The 17,291-nt window shown below is 69.4% G+C and carries 12 protein-coding genes; 9 read left to right on the forward strand and 3 right to left on the reverse strand.

All coding sequences use genetic code 11. From position 1 onward, the window contains the following. Nucleotides 1–38: 38 nt before the first annotated feature. On the reverse strand, nucleotides 39–1,091 hold the full coding sequence (locus ACFVJ3_RS07105) for a serine hydrolase domain-containing protein (protein WP_378451395.1): 1,053 nt from the start codon (nucleotides 1,089–1,091) through the stop codon (nucleotides 39–41). A gap of 141 nt (nucleotides 1,092–1,232) precedes the next feature. Between ACFVJ3_RS07105 and ACFVJ3_RS07110 the strand changes: the two genes are divergently transcribed. The 5 genes from ACFVJ3_RS07110 to ACFVJ3_RS07130 all read left to right on the forward strand — a co-directional run bounded on the left by ACFVJ3_RS07110 (nucleotide 1,233) and on the right by ACFVJ3_RS07130 (nucleotide 8,553). Continuing rightward, a complete protein-coding gene (locus ACFVJ3_RS07110; RefSeq protein ID WP_378451396.1) occupies nucleotides 1,233–2,162 on the forward strand; it encodes an AEC family transporter in 930 nt (309 codons plus the stop codon). Between the two features lie 14 nt (nucleotides 2,163–2,176). Then, nucleotides 2,177–2,641, forward strand: a complete 465-nt coding sequence (locus ACFVJ3_RS07115) for a hypothetical protein (RefSeq protein WP_378451397.1) — start codon at nucleotides 2,177–2,179, stop codon at nucleotides 2,639–2,641. 4 nt (nucleotides 2,642–2,645) lie between these two features. Then, nucleotides 2,646–3,809: an MFS transporter gene (locus tag ACFVJ3_RS07120; RefSeq protein ID WP_378451398.1), complete on the forward strand. Its 1,164-nt coding sequence runs from the start codon at nucleotides 2,646–2,648 to the stop codon at nucleotides 3,807–3,809. A gap of 149 nt (nucleotides 3,810–3,958) precedes the next feature. Continuing rightward, the gene (locus tag ACFVJ3_RS07125; RefSeq protein ID WP_378451399.1) at nucleotides 3,959–7,141 is read left to right on the forward strand and encodes an NAD-glutamate dehydrogenase domain-containing protein; all 3,183 of its coding nucleotides are present in this window, start codon (nucleotides 3,959–3,961) and stop codon (nucleotides 7,139–7,141) included. A gap of 50 nt (nucleotides 7,142–7,191) precedes the next feature. Then, on the forward strand, nucleotides 7,192–8,553 hold the full coding sequence (locus ACFVJ3_RS07130; protein ID WP_378451400.1) for a flavin monoamine oxidase family protein: 1,362 nt from the start codon (nucleotides 7,192–7,194) through the stop codon (nucleotides 8,551–8,553). Nucleotides 8,554–8,577: 24 nt separating this feature from the next. On the opposite strand, the gene ACFVJ3_RS07135 is transcribed toward ACFVJ3_RS07130, so the two are convergent. Next, entirely contained in the window at nucleotides 8,578–10,104 is a 1,527-nt protein-coding gene (locus tag ACFVJ3_RS07135) for a PucR family transcriptional regulator (protein ID WP_378451401.1), read from the reverse strand. A 289-nt stretch (nucleotides 10,105–10,393) separates the two neighbouring features. Between ACFVJ3_RS07135 and ACFVJ3_RS07140 the strand changes: the two genes are divergently transcribed. Beyond that, nucleotides 10,394–11,632 (forward strand): MFS transporter, encoded by a 1,239-nt coding sequence (locus tag ACFVJ3_RS07140; RefSeq protein WP_378451402.1) that lies wholly within the window; start codon nucleotides 10,394–10,396, stop codon nucleotides 11,630–11,632. A gap of 17 nt (nucleotides 11,633–11,649) precedes the next feature. Continuing rightward, entirely contained in the window at nucleotides 11,650–13,299 is a 1,650-nt protein-coding gene (locus tag ACFVJ3_RS07145; RefSeq protein ID WP_378451403.1) for an amidohydrolase, read from the forward strand. Nucleotides 13,300–13,307: 8 nt separating this feature from the next. Here ACFVJ3_RS07145 and ACFVJ3_RS07150 read toward each other — a convergent pair whose 3' ends face one another. Then, a complete protein-coding gene (locus ACFVJ3_RS07150) occupies nucleotides 13,308–13,931 on the reverse strand; it encodes a TetR/AcrR family transcriptional regulator (protein WP_378451404.1) in 624 nt (207 codons plus the stop codon). A gap of 104 nt (nucleotides 13,932–14,035) precedes the next feature. Between ACFVJ3_RS07150 and ACFVJ3_RS07155 the strand changes: the two genes are divergently transcribed. Continuing rightward, the gene (locus ACFVJ3_RS07155) at nucleotides 14,036–15,466 is read left to right on the forward strand and encodes an APC family permease (RefSeq protein WP_378451405.1); all 1,431 of its coding nucleotides are present in this window, start codon (nucleotides 14,036–14,038) and stop codon (nucleotides 15,464–15,466) included. Then, nucleotides 15,466–17,139: an amidohydrolase gene (locus tag ACFVJ3_RS07160; RefSeq protein WP_378451406.1), complete on the forward strand. Its 1,674-nt coding sequence runs from the start codon at nucleotides 15,466–15,468 to the stop codon at nucleotides 17,137–17,139. Before ACFVJ3_RS07155 ends, ACFVJ3_RS07160 begins: the two co-directional genes overlap by 1 nt. Nucleotides 17,140–17,291 lie beyond the last annotated feature (152 nt).

The raw sequence follows: 17,291 nt of genomic DNA on the forward strand, positions 1-17,291 counted from the left end.
ACGTGAGTGACAATGTGTGCCCCGGGACGCGAAAACACTCACATGGGGGTGTGGGCGAGGATCTCCAGACCCTGCTGGTCGAGTCCCCCGATGGTGTCGGTGAGGATGACGAGTCCGCGGTCGTTCTCGCGGTCGAGCACGACGGTGCACTGGAAACCACCGGTCGCGCCGCCGTGCAGTGTGTAGTCGCGACCTTCGAACGGGACGATCGACCACGTCAGCGCCCGGTAGTTGTCGCCGATCCACCGCTGGTCCATGGCCGTGCTCCCGGGGACCGTGCCGTCGATGAGTGCCCGGACGTACGTCGACATGTCGTTCGCCGTGGACCGCAAACCTCCGGCCGGGGCGTACGCGTCCAGCGGCCACGGGTCCTGCGACCTGTGCAGGACGTCGAATCCGCGGGTGACGTTCGCGGGCAGGTCGGCGGTGGTGAGCGGCATCCACGACTGCGACAGTCCGAGGGGAACCAGCATGCGCTCGCGGAGCAGCGACGGGTAGTCGGTGTGCGCGGCCGCGGCCAGCGCCTGGCCGAGCAGCGCGAAGCCGACGGTCGAGTACGAGTACGTGCCGCGGCTCGTGAGCGGCGCCGACTGCAGTTGCTGCAGCAGGGTGTCCCGGTCGTACGTGAACGGGTTGGACGCGACCACCCAGTGCCCGACGGCCACCACGGTGTCGGTGCTCATCGGGAACTGCGCCAGCCCGGACGTGTGCGACGCCAGTTCGAGCAGCGTCACGTCGCCGACCGGTGCGCCCTGCAGCGGCAGCACGTCCCCGACCTTCGTGTCCTCGCGCACCTCACCCCGGGCGACGGCGTCGGCGAACAGTTCCGCGGTGAACGTCTTGGTGACGGAACCGATCTCGAAGTCGGTGTCCTCCGTGGCCCCGAAATTCGCGAACCGGGTGCCGGCCGCGCCGATGTACGCGACGCTCGCGTTCTCGCGATAGCTGCGCCCGAGGACCTGCCCGGCGAGCGCGATCAGTTGCGGATCCCCACTCGACGGCGGGGCCAGCGCCGACGCCACGGGAGCGGCACCCCAGGCGAGGGTCCACGCGCAGAACAGCGCACAGAGGACGGTCGTTCGACGCAGCATTGCGGCTCCTCGAGCGCGACGGAACGCGCGCACAGACGATCTCCCCGACCGGAGGCTATTGTGACCCACCCGAACGCCGAGCACTAGACTTCGGAAGGTTTGCCGACAGGAGGCTGACCTGTCGAGGAGGTGCCCCGCAGCGTGTCGGGAGTGGTTGCGGGATTCACCGTCATATTCGTCATCATCGCCATCGGCTACCTGCTCGGCCGTCGCGGGACGCTGGGCGCGGAGGGCGAATCCGTCCTGGGCAGGCTGGTGTTCTTCGTCGCCACACCGGCGCTGCTGTTCGACTCGCTCGCATCGTCCGACCTCTCCGTCATCTTCTCGCCCACTCTGGCCGTCGCGGCTGCCACTGCATTGACGGTCGGCGCACTGTACATGGTCGTCGCGAGAGTCTGGCTACGCAGGTCCCTTCCGGAACTGACAATCGGCGCACTGTCGGCGTCGTACGTGAACTCCGCGAATCTCGGCATCCCCATCGCAGTGTTCGTGCTGGGCGACGCGTCGTTCGTGGCGCCGCTGCTGCTGTTCCAGATCATCGCGTACTCCCCCATCGCCCTCACCATCCTCGACGTCACCACGCTCCGGCGCGGCGCATCGCGACTCGACACGATCACCGCGCCGTTCAAGAACCCGATCGTCGTGGCGGGCGCCGCGGGACTGCTGATCGCACTCCTCGGCTGGGCACCCCCGGAAGCCCTGATGCAGCCGTTCCGGCTCATAGGTGGCGCGTCGGTGCCGGGTGCGTTGCTCGCATTCGGCATCTCGCTGTACGGGGTGCGGGTGCTGGAGAAGGGGACCAGCCCGCGACGCGACGTCGCGCTGGCGTCGGTGCTCAAGATAATCGTGCAACCGGTGCTGGCCTACCTGATGGCGCGCTATCTGCTCGGGCTCGACGGCCACGAACTGTTCGCCATCGTGGTGGTAGCGACGCTGCCGACGGCACAGAACGTCTTCGTCTACGCCAGCCGGTACGGGGTGGGAACGGTCATGGCGCGAGACACGGCCTTCGTCACCACTTTGGCTGCGATTCCGGGGATTGCGCTGGTCTCCGGCCTGCTCGCGGGATGAGGTTACCGTGGCATATGCGCGTAATCGCCCTCGCAGTGCTGGCCTGCCTCGCCCTCGCCGGATGCGGGTCCGGTTCGAGCACCGACGAACCGACGATTCCCCCGGAGATCGCGTCCGCAGTGGATCCCAGCCCGACCAATCCGTCGTCGGGGATGCCCATTCCCTCCGAAGTGCCCGGCGACGAGTTCGGCACCGTCTTCGAGTCGCGCCCCGACATCGTCCGGGCGAATCCGACCCCGTTCGAGTCGTGGTCCCGCGCGGACGGCAACAAGGTGGCGATCCACTTCGTCACCGGAACCCCGGAGTGTTACGGCGCCGACGCGACGGTCACCGAGAGCGACACCACCGTCACGATCTCGCTGCGCACCGGCACCCTCCCGGAGGCCGCCGACAAGATGTGCATTCTCGTCGCTGTGTTCGGCACCCTCGAAGTCCAGTTGCAAGGGCCGCTCGGCAATCGCCAGGTGATCAACGGATAACCCGGTGAAGCACTGGTTCCTCAATGTCTGCATCGCCACTGCTCTCCTCCAGGCCGTCTATCACGCTGTCCGCGTCCTCGTCTCCTACCGCGTCCTCGGGCTCGGCGGCGACGCCGTCACGATCGGCATCGTCACAGCCCTGTTCTCACTGGCACCGCTGCTCGTCGCGGTCCGGATCGGACGCGCCGTGGACCGGCGGCACGCCGCCGCGGTCCTACGGGCCGGTGTGCTGCTGACCGCACTGGGTGTCCTGGTGATCGCGGCGAGCGGCGACCTGATCGTCCTCGCGCTCGGCAATGTCGTCCTCGGGTTCGGCCAGATCCTCGTGACCGTCGCCGGGCAGGGGTTCATCACGCTCCTCTCCCCGCCCGGTGAGCTGGACCGGGGTTTCGCCGGATTGACACTCGGCGTCTCGATCGGGCAGGCCGTCGGTGTTCCGCTGGTCGGAGTGATCGCGGCGGCGGGAAGCGCGGACGGCGGCGTCGTCGAAACCACTCTGGCGTTGACGGTGATGGGTGTGGTGTCGCTGGCCGCGATCCCGTTCGCCTGGCCGATACGCGAACGCCCTCAGTCGGCGGAGTCGGCGCCTGAGGGCTCGCGACAGTCCGTGTTCAGCATGATCTCGACGACGGGGATGCGGCCGGCCGTGTTCAGCAGTCTGATCGTGCTGGCGTCGGTCGACGTCGTCGTCGCGTACCTCCCCGTCCTCGGGCACGAGTTCGGTTTCAGCGTTCTGCTGGTGTCGTTGCTGCTCACCGCGCGGACCGCGGCGTCGATCGTGTCGCGCGCGTTCCTGCCGTGGCTGCTCACCCGCGTGCCGCGGCAGAAACTGCTGATCTCCGCCACGCTGTGCTCGGCGCTGCCCACCGCCTTGCTGCCGTTCGTGCCCGACCCGGTCGGGATGGCGCTGCTCCTCGTCGTGGCCGGATTCTTCTGGGGCATCGGTCAACCACTGACGATGACGTGGGTGGCCGGGCTCGTCACCGCCGCCAACCGGGCCGCCGCGTTGTCGCTGCGGCTGACCGGCAACCGGCTCGGGCAGGTACTGATTCCGCTGGCCGCAGGCGCCGCGGCGGGGGTCGCGGGCACGTCGTCGATCTTCGTGATCACCGGCGGGCTGCTCGGCACCGCAGCGGTCTCCACCTGGCGAGCTGTGAGTACTTATTAACCGCCCGCGGTTAATAAGTACTCACAGCTCCGAAACGTCGCGTCCGTCGCCGTACGACGCTCCACTTCGTCGGATGTGGCGTGCGTCTCTTCTCGACACACTGGTTCCCAAGTCACGCGTTTGCCAGATCAGGGGTCAGGAGCCACACGATGAGCTATACCGGTGTCATTCCGAGCACGACCGACACACCCCGTCCACGCCAGGACGAGGCCGCCGTGTCGAGCGCGGTCCTGGCGTCCGGAGGGACCACTCCGCGGCTGCGATTCGTCGACACCGCGGATGCACTGCCCGAGCCGGCCGCCGTCATGGTCTGGCCGCAGGGCACCCCGCTGCTCGCCGAGTTGGTCGCGCTGTTCGCGGACCTCGGGTTGCGGGTCGCGTCCCACGAACAGCTGCCCGCGGGCGAGCCCGGCAGCCCGCTGCTTCACCGGTTCGACTTCAGCACCGGCGACTTCGCCTGGGACGCCGAAACTCCGGTCCTGCTGTCCGACGCGTTCGAGGCCGCGGCCGCCGGACATCTGGAGGTCGACGGATTCACCCGGCTCGTCGCCGCGGCGAACCTGACGTGGACGGACGCCGTCCTGGTCCGGGCGGCCTGCCGCTACCTCCGTCAGGTGGGGCTGGGACTGTCGGAGCCCAACATCGTCGCGACCCTGTTGCGGCACAGCGACTTCGTGCGCGGATTCCGCGACCTGTTCACCGCCCGTTTCGATCCCACCGTCACCGGCCCCGACCGTGACAGCGCCGTCGCGGACGCGGAGCGTGTTCTGCTCGACGCGATCGACCGCACCGCAACGCTGGACGAGGACCGTCTGCTCCGCGGCCTGCTGTCGTTCACGTCGGCCGTGCTGCGCACCAACTGGTTCCAGCACGACCGGACGATCAGCGCCGCCCCCGCGGCGTTCAAGATCGACCCGTCGCTGTTGTCGCTGTCCGCGGCCGTGACCCCCTACCGCGAGATCTTCGTGCACTCACCGATCGTCGAGGGCAGCCACGTCCGCAGCGGTCCGGTCTCGCGCGGCGGCCTGCGGTGGTCGGACCGCACGGACGACTTCCGCACCGAGGTTCTCGGTCTGATGAAGACGCAGCACGTGAAGAACTCGCTGATCGTTCCGATGGGCGCGAAGGGCGCGTTCGTGGTGCGCACCGAGACGACGCCCGACGCGGTCCGTTCGGCGTACACGAGCTTCATCGACGGGCTGCTCGACGTCACCGACGACATCGTCGACGGCGAGGTGGTCCACCCCCGCGACACGGTGATCTACGACGACGCCGACCCGTATCTGGTGGTGGCCGCGGACAAGGGCACGGCCCGATTCTCCGACCTGGCCAACAGCATCGCGACGCGTCGCGGCTTCTGGCTCGGCGACGCGTTCGCGTCCGGCGGCTCCGCCGGCTACGACCACAAGGCGATGGGCATCACGGCGCGCGGCGGATGGGTCTCCGTCCGCAGGCATTTCGCCGAGATGGGCAAGAACGTCGACACCGACGCGTTCACAGTGGTCGGCATCGGCGACATGTCCGGCGACGTGTTCGGCAACGGCATGCTGCTCAGCCGCGCCATCCGGCTGGTCGGCGCGTTCGACCACCGGCACATCTTCCTCGATCCCGAACCGGATTCCGAGGCGTCCTACCGCGAGCGCGAGCGCCTCGCGTCCGTGCCCGGCAGCAGCTGGGACGACTACGACCGGAGCCTCGTCTCGGCGGGCGGCGGCGTGTGGCCGCGGACGGCGAAGAAGATCCCGCTGTCGCCGCAGGTGCGTGAACGCCTCGGCGTCACCGCCACCGAACTCCCCCCGCACGAGGTGGTGAAGGCACTGCTGACCGCGGACGTGGACCTGCTGTGGAACGGCGGAATCGGCACGTACGTCAAGGCATCGACCGAGGGGCACGCCGACGCCGCCGACCCGGCCAACGACGCCGTCCGGGTGGAAGCGAGCACTGTGCGCGCGGCAGTGATCGGCGAGGGCGGCAACCTCGGCCTCACGCAGCGCGCCCGCATCGAGTACGCGCTGAACGGCGGCCGGATCAACGCCGACTTCATCGACAACGCCACCGGGGTCGCCACGTCTGATCGGGAAGTGAATCTGAAGGTCGCGCTGGACGCGGCCGTTGCGGCAGGCGAACTCCCCGCGGCGGAACGGAACACGCTCCTCGCCCGCGTCCAGGACGAGATCGGCGAATCGGTGCTCGCCGACGCCGCCTCCCAGACCCTCGCCATCAGCCTCGCCGAGGTCCACGCACCGTTCCTGCTCGGACGCCACGAGCGGCTGATCGAGAACCTCGAACGGGACGCCGGAATCAGCCGGGCCGCGGAGGTCCTGCCGTCGGCGGCGGAACTGTCGGCGCGGCACCGCGCCGGCCAGGGCCTGGTCCGGCCGGAGATCGCGGTTCTGCTCGCACAGTCGAAGAACCTCGTCGTCACCGAACTGCTCGCCTCCCCCGTGCTCGACGACGCCGTGTTCGACGGTGTACTCGCCGACTACTTCCCGGCGTCCATCCGCGAACGCGTTCCCCAGCAGATCAGCGGTCACCGGCTCGCCCGGGAAATCGTGGCCGTGATCGTGGCCGGCGACATGATCGACCGTGTCGGACCGGGCCTGATCCACCGTCTGGAGGAGCGGCTCGGCGTCGGCACTCCCGAGATCACCGTCGCGTACGCGGTGGTGCGGCAGGTGTTCGACATCGACCACCTGTGGAACGAGGTCCTCACCCTGCCCGGCGCGTCCCACCGGACCCGGCTGAACCTGCACTTCGGCATCCAGGACTTGATCGAGCGCACCACGTCGTGGCTGCTGAGGCATCGCACCGCGGGCACGGATGCGCAGCAGTTGATCGAGCGGTTCGCGAAGCCGGTCCAGGAACTCGCCGCCGCACTGCCCCGGCTCACCGGCGCCCCCGCCCAGGACCTGGGCACGCTCCGGATCCTGGCGCAGGGCTTCGCCCTGGAGACCACAGCGCAGTCGCTCGACCTGCCGATCACCCAGGTCGCCGAGACGTACCGCGAATTCGGCCGCGTGGTGGGCCTCGACTGGCTGTCGGAACGGTTCTCCGTCGGCGAGACCGGGACCGCCTACTGGGAGGCGATGGCGGGTGCCGTCCTCGTCGACAACCTGCAGGAGCACTGGCACGGCCTGATCGGACTGGTGCTGCGCGACGCCTCGCCCGCGACGTCCGCCGCCGATGCCGTCGCCGACTGGCTGACCGAACACACCACCGCCGCGGACCGCCTTGCACAGATGCTCGGCGAGCTGCGCAGCCACGACCGCGTGGACAACTCGAGCATCTGCGTCATCGACGCCGAACTGTCGCTCGCGCTGACCCGCTGCTAACCGAACCACCTTTCACGACCCGTCAGCACTTCAACCAAAGGAGCTCGAAAGTGCCTACTCTCCAACGTGATGTCGCCATCGTCGGCGCCGGCCCGTCCGGCCTGGCCGCAGCCACCGCGCTGCGCAAGGCGGGGCTGTCCGTCGCGGTCCTGGAGGCGCGCGACCGCGTCGGAGGTCGGACCTGGACCGACACCATCGACGGCGCGATGCTGGAGATCGGCGGCCAGTGGGTCTCCCCCGACCAGACGACGCTCATCTCCCTGCTCGACGAACTCGGCCTCGAGACGTTCGACCGGTACCGCGAGGGTGAGTCCGTCTACATCTCCGCCGCCGGCGAACGCACCCGCTACACCGGTGAATCCTTCCCCGTCGACGAGACGACCCGCAAGGAGATGGACCGGCTGATCCAGATCCTCGACGACCTGGCCGCGCAGGTCGGGGCCGAGGAGCCCTGGGCGCACCCGCTGGCCCGCGAACTGGACACGATCTCGTTCAAGCACTGGCTGATCGAGCAGTCCGACGACGCCGAGGCCCGGGACAACATCGGCCTGTTTATCGCAGGCGGCATGCTGACCAAGCCCGCGCACTCGTTCTCGGCGCTGCAGGCGGTGCTCATGGCCGCGTCCGCCGGATCGTTCTCGCATCTGGTGGACGAGGACTTCATCCTCGACAAGCGCGTCATCGGCGGCATGCAGCAGGTGTCGATCCGGATGGCGGCCGCCCTCGGCGACGACGTCTTCCTGAACGCGCCCGTGCGCACCGTCCAGTGGAGCGAGGACGGCGCAGTCGTGCTGGCGGACGGGGACATTCGCGTGGAAGCGTCCCGCGTCGTGCTCGCCGTCCCGCCGAACCTGTACTCCCGCATCTCCTACGACCCGCCGCTGCCGCGCCGCCAGCACCAGATGCACCAGCACCAGTCGCTGGGACTCGTCATCAAGGTGCACGCCGTGTACGAGACCCCGTTCTGGCGTGAAGACGGTCTCGCCGGCACCGGATTCGGCGCGTCCGAGGTCGTCCAGGAGGTGTACGACAACACCAACCACGAGGACGCCCGCGGCACTCTCGTTGCGTTCGTGTCGGACGAGAAGGCCGACGCCATGTTCGAACTGAGCGAAGAAGAGCGTCGCGCCACCATCCTCGGTTCGCTCGCCCGGTACCTCGGACCGAAGGCCGCCGAGCCGGTGGTCTACTACGAGTCCGACTGGGGCTCCGAGGAATGGACCCGGGGCGCGTACGCCGCGAGCTTCGACCTCGGTGGCCTGCACCGGTACGGCAAGGACACGCGGACGCCGGTCGGACCGTTCCACTTCTCCTGCTCGGACATCGCCGCCGAGGGCTACCAGCACGTGGACGGCGCCGTGCGGATGGGTCAGCGCACCGCCGCGGACATCGCCGCCCGCCTCGGAAAGTAATCCCGTCCGATCATCGCCCGGCAGTCACGACTGCCGGGCGATGATCGCGAGCAGCAGTTCGGCGCGCACCCGGGCCACGTCCAGCCGGCAGTCGATCAACGATTCGATCCGCGCCATGCGGCTGCGCAGGGTGTGCCGGTGCACGCCCATCGCCGCGGCCGCCGACTCCCAGTGCCCGTTCGCCTCGAGGAATGCCCGCAGCGATCCCAGCAGTTCGGTGCCGTTGGTGCGGTCGTAATCGTCGATCGGCGCGATCATCGTGTCCGCCAGGGAGTTCAGCACCGCCCGCGTCGAGCTGAAGGCGAGCAGCGCGCTACCGGTCAGCGCCGCGAACTCCAACGGCTCGGCCCCCGCCTCGGCGGCGGACGCAGCGAGCTGGGACTGTTCGATGGCCGCCACCAGACCGGCGACCTCCCGCTTCCCGCTCAGCCCCGCACGGATCGCCTTCCGCGCCGGCGCGGACAGTCCGCGCAGCATCGCCCGCGCGAAGTCCACGTCGTCGGTGCCCCGCAGCAGAACGGTGACCCGGGTGTCGTGACGGCGCGAGAAGAGTTGCCGTCCAGCCTTGTTCATGGCGACCGCGACCGCCGACTCCACCCGTTCCGCGAGTGCCGGCGTCTCGGCCACGACCGTGAGCCCGCGGACCATCCCGTCCGCGTCCGCGGCGTGCCGGATCTGCGACCAGGCGGGCGCGAGGTCGCGGTCCTCGGTGAGCAGCAGGCCGAGGGCGTGCGAGTTGAGCCGGTTCTGTGCGGTCCGGAGCCGCACCGGCTTCTCGAAATCCAAGGCGAGCAACGAGTTCGCGTGACCGAGCAGGATCTGATCCACGTGGCTGAGCGCGGTGGGGCTGATCACGGCGAGGTGTCCGTGCGGTGTGCTGCCGACGCTGATCTGCTGCACCGTGATCGACGCGCCCGACCGTGCCAGGGACACGCTGCTCGACGCCCCGCCGGTGCCCGCCTCCAGCACTTCCCGCAGTTCCCCGAGCACGTCCTCCGCGGGCTGCGCCGGATGGGACTCCAGCACTCGGCCGGACAGGTCGAGGAGCAGGACGGTGGCCGACGTGGCGACGGCCAGCTCGCGCACGGTGGCGCCGGTGCCGCCCTGGATGACGGCGCGGGTCATCCGCGGTTGCGCCCGGGACGCGCGCAGCACCGCCTCGTACTCCTGCTCCGCGAGTCGGTTCATGACCCGCTTGACGACGGCCGCGAACGGGGTCGGCAAGGGCACCTCGAGTAGCGGCAGCCCGATCTCGTCGGCGACGGACACCAGGTCCTCGGGCACCTCCGGATGCGAGAGCCCGGTGCCGAACCCGACCGCCGCCACACCGACTTCACCGAGGCCGCGCAGGTATCGGGCCCGGTCGGCGGCGGTCAGTGGAAGCCGGATGCCGGTGGTGAGGAGCAATTCTCCGCCGGAGAGCCACCGGAAGGGGTCTTGCAGCTCGGTGGTGTGGGCGAACGTGATCTCGTTGCCGAGACCGGCGGCGCCACCCTTCAACTCGAGAGCCAGGTCCGGCTGGGACAACATCCAGCGAACGGGAACGGTCATGTCGGCTCCTGCGCAGTTGCGGTCGGGTCCGTGCCACCCTGACCGGTCGGGATCGGGATAGCGCTGGACAAGTTGGCCAGCGGAGCCCGGACGACTACTCCATTGTGTCAGACGTCGACCTCGGGCCACGCCGAAACCCCAACATTAACGAATTGAGTTCGTTTGACCCCTTGCGTTAGGGACGCGCCCTCCGCATACTTAACGAATCCCATTCGCTAAGTGACCCACGTCTCACGCGGGCCGCCACCCGAGACACGGAGTTGTCGTTGACCCACCCCAGGAATCCCACGTGACCGCCGCCGTCCGCGTCCCACTGACACTCGGCCGCGGTATCGCGACGTTCAGCGTCTTCGTCGTCGGCTACATCACGGCCAATCTGATCCCGCTCATGATCATCGCGATGGTCGACGATCTCGGGATCACCCAGACCGTCGCCGGTGCCGTCCTCACCGGCTCCCTGCTGGCCACCGCGCTCGTCTGCCTCGCGACCACCCGGTGGGCGGCGGGTCGCTCCCGCCACCTGCTCGGCCGCGTCAGCCTCGTCGTGATGGCCGCGGGATTCGCGGTCGCCGCCACCGTCCACTCGGCGCCCATCGCGTGCGTCGCGATCATCGTCGGCGGGATCGGTGCCGGTGGCGCGGTCGCGGTCGGCGGGGCGGCCCTGGCCGCGCTGAACAATCCGAACCGGGTGTCCGGGATCAACGGGCTCGTCAACCGCACCGCGGTCACCGGAGTCCTGGCACTGATCCCGATCCTCGGCCTGCACATGACCAACGCCTTCGGGATCGTCGCGGTGCTGGCGCTGGCGACGGTGTTCACGATCACCTGGTTGCCGTCGGCCCCCGCGGTCGAGGACGACGACGCGAACACCGCGCACACCCGAACCCCGTTGCCCGAGGGCGTCACCGAGAAGAAACTGGCCGTCGCCGGCTTCACCCTGCTCGTGGCCTTCGCGATCTGGGCGATCGGCGAGGACTCGCTGTGGGCGGTGTCCGGCATCATGGGCGCCGAACACGCCGCCCTAACGGAACAGCAGATGGGTCTGGCCCTCAGCCTCTCCACCGCGGGCGGCATCGGCGCCGCCCTCGTCCTGACCGCACTCGGTTCCCGCCTCGGACGCACCGTCCCCACCGCCGTCCTCCTCGTGCTCGGCCCCGCCCTCAAACTGGGCTCGTGCCTGGCCACCGATTCGACGACGTATCTGGTGCTCATCATCGCCTGGAACACGGTCTACGCCGCGGCCTTCATCTACGTGGTGGCCATCGCGGCCGCGCTGGACTCGTCCGGCCGCTGGTCCGCCCCACTCCTCGGAACGTATCTGGTGGGGTCCGCGTTCGCCCCGCTCTTCGGCACCCTCGTGACCGGCGCAGTCGGCTATGTCGCGTTCGGCTTCGTCCTGGCGGGCATCAGCCTCGCCCTGCTCGTGCCGATCGTCGCGATCGCCCGCCTGTCCACCCGCACCGAGCAGGCTGCCGCATTACCCGGACAGGATCCCACTGCCCGGTACACCACCTCGGTCGTCGTCTGACGGAAAGAGAGAGCACCATGAACACCGACACGACGACCCACTACCGCGGCGGCCGGATCTTCACCGCAGCCGAACCCGCCTGGGCCGAATCGATGATCGTCCAGGGCGATCGCCTCACGTACGTCGGCGACACCGCGACCGCCGACACGCTGTCCGGCGACGCCCGCGTCGTCGAACTCGGCGGGGCCTTCGTCCTGCCCGGCTTCATCGACGCCCACACCCACCTGCTGATGATGGGCCAGGCCCTCCAGAAGGTGGACCTGCAGAGCGCCGCCGACCTGAACGACATCCAGAACCGCATCCGCCGATTCGCCGCCGAGAACCCGGACGCACCCCGGCTCCTGGGCCGCAGCTGGCTGTTCCCCGCACTCGACGGGCACCCGCCGACGCGGCAGATGATCGACACGGCCGAGGCCGACCGCCCCGTGTACCTCGATTCCAACGATGTGCACTCGGCGTGGGTGAACACGGCCGCGCTCCGCGAACTCGGCATCGACGCGAACACCCCCGACCCGATCGGCGGCCGGATCGAGCGCGATCCCGTCACCGGCGAGGCCACCGGCATGCTCTACGAGACGGCGGTGACCCAGATCGTGTGGCCGGCGCTCGCGAAGTTGGTCAGCGACACCGAGCGGGACATCGCCCTCGCGGCGGCGTTCGAGCAGTATCTCGCGGACGGCGTCACCGGGGCGGTCGACATGGCGCTCGGCGCGGACGAGGTCGAGGCGCTCGAACGCGCACTGGCCGACGGCGGAGGCACGCTGCCGCTCCGGGTGGCCGGGCACTGGCTGATCGAACGAACCGATTCGGACGAGGAGAACGTCCGCCAGGTGCACGAGGCGGTGGAACACGCCCGTCGCCTGCAGGGTCCATGGCTGCGGATGGCCGGGATCAAGATCATCATCGACGGCGTCATCGACAGTTGCACCGCGGCGATGAAGGAACCGTACTCGGACGGCACGAACGCCGAACCGATCTGGGACCTCGCCTCGCTGGCACCGGTGGTCGTCGCGGCGGATGCCGCCGGCCTGCAGGTGGCCCTGCACGCCATCGGCGACGAGGCGTCGGAGATCGCGCTCGCCGCGCTCGAACAGGCGATCGCCGCCAACGGGACTCGCCCACGTCGGCACCGGATGGAGCACCTCGAGACGATCACGAAGGACAACGTGCAGCGGCTTGCGCGCCTCGGCATCGTCGCGTCGATGCAGCCGGTTCACGCCGACCCGGCGATCCAGGACAACTGGCGGGCGATGCTGGGCGACCATCGGGTCGAGCGGGCGTTCCCGTGGCCCGAGATGACCGCCGCGGGCGCCGTCCTCGCGCTGGGGTCCGACGCCCCCACGGCGCCGCATCCCCCGCTGCCCAACATGTACATCGCGACGACGCGCAAGTCCGCGATCGATCCGGCGCTCGCGCCCAACCTGCCCGAGTACGCACTGCCGATGGCGGACGCGCTCGCGCACGCCACCCGCGACGCCGCCTACTCGTGCCGCTGGGACGACCTCACCGGTCAACTCGTCGCGGGCAAGGCCGCCGACTTCCTGGTCCTCGACGGGGATCCGTTCACCGCCGGCGCCGATTCCCTCCTCACCGCACGGGTGCAGCTCACCGTGGTGGCCGGCTCGGTGCGCCACGAGGCGGAGGTGGCAGGCAGCCACCCCGTGTAGCCTCCCGGTCAGTCCCGTTCGGCTGCGGCGTCTTCCGTGACGCCGCAGCCGATCTGCTCGCAGAACCCCAGCATCGCCGTCCGCGCGGCATCGACGCTGATGAGACTGTTTCCGCCGACGATGTGCAGACCGTACGCATCCTCGAGGGCCACCAGATTCATTGCCGTCTGGTCGATGTCGCCGCGCACGGCGAACTCCCCCGACGCGTGCCCGTCGCCGAGGATGGCGCGATACGTCGCGAGCTGCCGCAGGTACATCTTCTGGACCAGTTCGTCGTGCAGCGCCGAAGTGCCTGTCATGAAATCGAATTCGTAGAGCAACCGCATCAGGGTGTCGTCGGGACCGCTCGGCAGCCCGGCGTCGATGGCCGTCCGCAGCTTCGCGGCGTACGACGACTGCGCGGCCACCGCCTCGTCGCGCAGATCGCAGTAGCGTTCGGTTCCCGCTCGGTGGGCCTCGACGAGAAGCGAATCCAGATCGTCGAAATAGTAGAGCAGCGCGCCGCGCGTCAGGCCCGCACGCTTCGCCACATCCGTCAGGGACAGCGACCTGAGCCCGTGCGCGGATCCCGCCTGCAGCGTCGCCTCGATGAGCTCGGAACGCCGCTGCTTCTGAGTGTTCGGTCGCGCCATGCCGTTGACACTAGCCGACGTGATCTGTGACACTCGGCCCAGTTGTTTGACGGAACCGTCAAAAAACTCCTCCGCCCTCGTCTCCTCCCCCGAACGGACAGCTCATGGACCAGACCGCCCGGCCGCCCACCGCCACTCCCCCGCCCGCACCCGGCACCTACGAGGCCTCGCTCTCCCGGAGCATCGGCGTCGGCGGAAACATCCTGATCACCCTGTCGTCGATCTCGCCGGCGTCGAGCGTCTTCATCCTCGGCGGCTCGGCACTCGCGCTGTTCGGCACCGGCGTGTTCTGGGCGTTCCTCATCGCCGGCATCGTCAGCATCCTGATCGCCTTCTGCTACGCCGAACTCGCCTCCGCGTATCCCGTTGCCGGCGGCGACTACTCGCTCGTGTCGCGGGCACTCGGTCCGGCCTTCGGCGTCGCGACGTTCTTCATCAGTCTCATCTCCCTGCCGCTGATCATCGCCGTCTTCGCCCTCGGGGTCGCCGACTACCTGGGTGTCGCGATCCACGGCCTGTCCCCGCAGCAGACCGCGCTCGTCGTGGTCGTGATCACCACCGTGACCGCGTGTTTCGACATCCGCACGAACGCGTGGCTCACCGGGGTCTTCCTCGGCGTCGAGATGGCGGCGCTGGCACTGCTCACCGTCCTCGGTTTCGTCCACATGGAACGGCCACTGACCAGCCTTCTCAGCCCGGAAGTTCTCGACCCCGGCACCGGCACCCTCGCGCCACTGGCGATCTCCGGACTGATGCTGGCCGTCACCCAGGGAATCTTCGCGTACAACGGGTACGGCGGCGCCGTGTACTTCGCCGAGGAGACCAAGAACGCCGCCCGCTCGATCGCGAAGGCCGTGATCTGGAGCGCCGTCATCACCGTCGCCACCGAACTCGTCCCGCTCATCGCGATCCTGGTGGGCGCGAGCTCGCAGACCGAACTCTTCGGTTCCAGCCTCCCCGTCGAGGCATTCCTCACCGAACGCGCCGGTCACGCCGTCGCCATGGTGGTCCTGCTCTCGATCGCCCTCGCCGTGATCAACGCGATCATCGCGATCACGCTGCAAGCGGGCCGGCTTCTCTACGCCGCCGCTCGCGATCGCGCGCTCCCCGAGACCGTCGCCGCGCCGCTGCAGACCGTCAGCACCAAGGGCCGCGTCCCCGTCCTCGCCACCGTCGTGATGGGGGCCATCGCATTCGCCGCGTGCTTCGTCCCGCTGGACGTCCTGCTCACCGCCACCGGGTCGACCCTGACGTTCACGTACCTGTTCATCGCGCTGGCCGCGATCAACCACCGCCGCGGCGGAGAGACCCGAACCGGCTACCGCATGCCGTTGTGGCCGCTGGCCCCGGGAATCTGCATCGCCGCACTCGGCCTCGTCTTCGTCGTCACGCTGCTCGACCCCGAGCAGTGGCTCAGCCTCGGCATCTCCCTCGGGCTCGTCGCCGCCGGCTTCGTCTACTTCGCCCTGTACCTGCGACCGCGCAAGAACACCCACCTGCTGTTGCTGAACGCCGCCCCCGAGGAGAACTGCTGATGCTCGACCTGCTTCTGACCAACGGTGTCGTGCGCACGTTCGACACCACCGCCTGGGCCGAGGCCGTCGGCATCGCGGACGACCGGATCCGGTACGTCGGGACCACCGGGGACGCGCCCGCCGCGCGGCGCACCATCGACCTGCGAGGCCGGCTGCTCACCCCGGGCATCATCGACAGCCACAACCACCTGCTCCTCGGATTCGATCCCGACGCCGTGAGCCTCGAAGGCGCACACGACCTCACCGAGGTCCGGCGACGGATCGGCGCGCACGCGGCCGCCCGCCCCGACCTCGACTGGATCTGCGCCGAGAACGCCGTCTACTCCGTGGTGACCGGGCGCCGCCCGAACGCTGCCGACCTGCGCGGCCTCACGGACCGTCCGGTGTTCATCACCACCTACGACCAGCACTCGGTGTGGCTGAACGACGCCGCCCTGCGGGTCCTCGGAATCGACCGTGGCACCCAGATCCCCTGGGGACGGCCGGAATTCGACGACGACGGCACCCCCACCGGCTGGGTCACGGACTTCTACACCAGCGCGATGACGCGGGCGGGCCTGGCCGGGCTGCAACGCGACATCCCGATGTACTCCCCCGACCGCCGGTACCGGCGCATCACCTCCAGCCTGGAGATGGCGACCGCGTGCGGTATCACCACCGTCGTCGAACCGCAGGTCCCGTTGGCCGAACTCGATCTGATGTACCGGGCGCGCGCCGAGGGGCGGATGAACTCGCGGGTGATCACCGCCCTGTTCCACCCGGTCGGCGCCGACGCCGCGTTCCGCCGGGACCTGCGGGAGGCCGTCGACGGCGCGCCCGTCGACGCCATGCTCCGGCTCGGACCGGTGAAGTTGTACGCCGACGACGTGATCGAACCGCACACCGCGGCCATGCTGTCCGACTACGCGAACCGGCCCGGGCACCGCGGCGCGCCGAGCCTGCCGCCGCAGGAGTTCACCGCGATGCTCACCGAACTCGACCGCCTCGGCTTCCAGACGCACACCCACGCCACCGGCGACTGGGGTATCCGGCTGGCGCTCGACTCCATCGAGCACGCCGGCCGCGCGAACGGCACGGCCGACCGACGGCACGGCATCGTCCACGTCGAATGCCTCCATCCCGAGGATCTTCCCCGGTTCCGGGAGCTCGGCGTCGTCGCGGCGATGCAGCCGCGGCACTGCTCTCCCGACCTCGTCGCGGGAACGTGGATGGAAAACGTCGGCGAGGACCGGTGGGACCGGGCGTGGCGATTCCGCTCGCTCGCCGAGTCGGGGGCGGCGCTGGCGTTCTCCAGCGACTGGCAGGTCGGGGAGATGGATCCGCTCGTCGGCCTGTACTCCGCCCTCACCCGCTCGGGTCTGGACGGCCGCACCGACTGGACTCCGAGCGAACGGATGGACCTGGATTCGGCATTGCGGGCGTACACCCGTGGCGGCGCGTGGGCGTGGCACGCCGAGGACGAGCTCGGAGTAATCCGTCCGGGTGCCCGCGCCGACCTGGTCGTCTGGTCGGCGGACCTCTACACGCTCGAGCCCGCGCAACTGCTGGACCAGAGGGCCGACCTCACCCTCGTCGGCGGCGCGATCGTGCACGACGCCGCGTCCGGGAGCATCCGCCCGGACGTGCCGTTCGCCGGCTCAGGCGCGGCAGGCCACACCTGCTCGCACGGGTGACTCCGGATTGGACAACTCGGCGCGGCGGGGGGCGCGTCTTTCACCATTTTGTCAGCTGCCCCTGGCTTGTGAGGCAGCGCACACTTGTTTTCAGATGTTCTGCAACTCCGGGCCCCGGTCGGACTGTTCGACCGACGGTCCGTTCCGACCCA

This window comes from Rhodococcus sp. NPDC127593, assembly GCF_042671975.1.
In the GTDB taxonomy this organism is placed as follows: domain Bacteria; phylum Actinomycetota; class Actinomycetes; order Mycobacteriales; family Mycobacteriaceae; genus Rhodococcus_F.

Bases quoted from the DNA above. Each gene is read 5' to 3' on its own strand.
- ACFVJ3_RS07150 (WP_378451404.1), bottom strand. From the start codon at position 13,931: ATGGCGCGACCGAACACTCAGAAGCAGCGGCGTTCCGAGCTCATCGAG.
- ACFVJ3_RS07105 (WP_378451395.1), bottom strand. From the start codon at position 1,091: ATGCTGCGTCGAACGACCGTCCTCTGTGCGCTGTTCTGCGCGTGGACC.
- ACFVJ3_RS07115 (WP_378451397.1), top strand. From the start codon at position 2,177: ATGCGCGTAATCGCCCTCGCAGTGCTGGCCTGCCTCGCCCTCGCCGGA.
- ACFVJ3_RS07145 (WP_378451403.1), top strand. From the start codon at position 11,650: ATGAACACCGACACGACGACCCACTACCGCGGCGGCCGGATCTTCACC.
- ACFVJ3_RS07160 (WP_378451406.1), top strand. From the start codon at position 15,466: ATGCTCGACCTGCTTCTGACCAACGGTGTCGTGCGCACGTTCGACACC.
- ACFVJ3_RS07155 (WP_378451405.1), top strand. From the start codon at position 14,036: ATGGACCAGACCGCCCGGCCGCCCACCGCCACTCCCCCGCCCGCACCC.
- ACFVJ3_RS07135 (WP_378451401.1), bottom strand. From the start codon at position 10,104: ATGACCGTTCCCGTTCGCTGGATGTTGTCCCAGCCGGACCTGGCTCTC.
- ACFVJ3_RS07125 (WP_378451399.1), top strand. From the start codon at position 3,959: ATGAGCTATACCGGTGTCATTCCGAGCACGACCGACACACCCCGTCCA.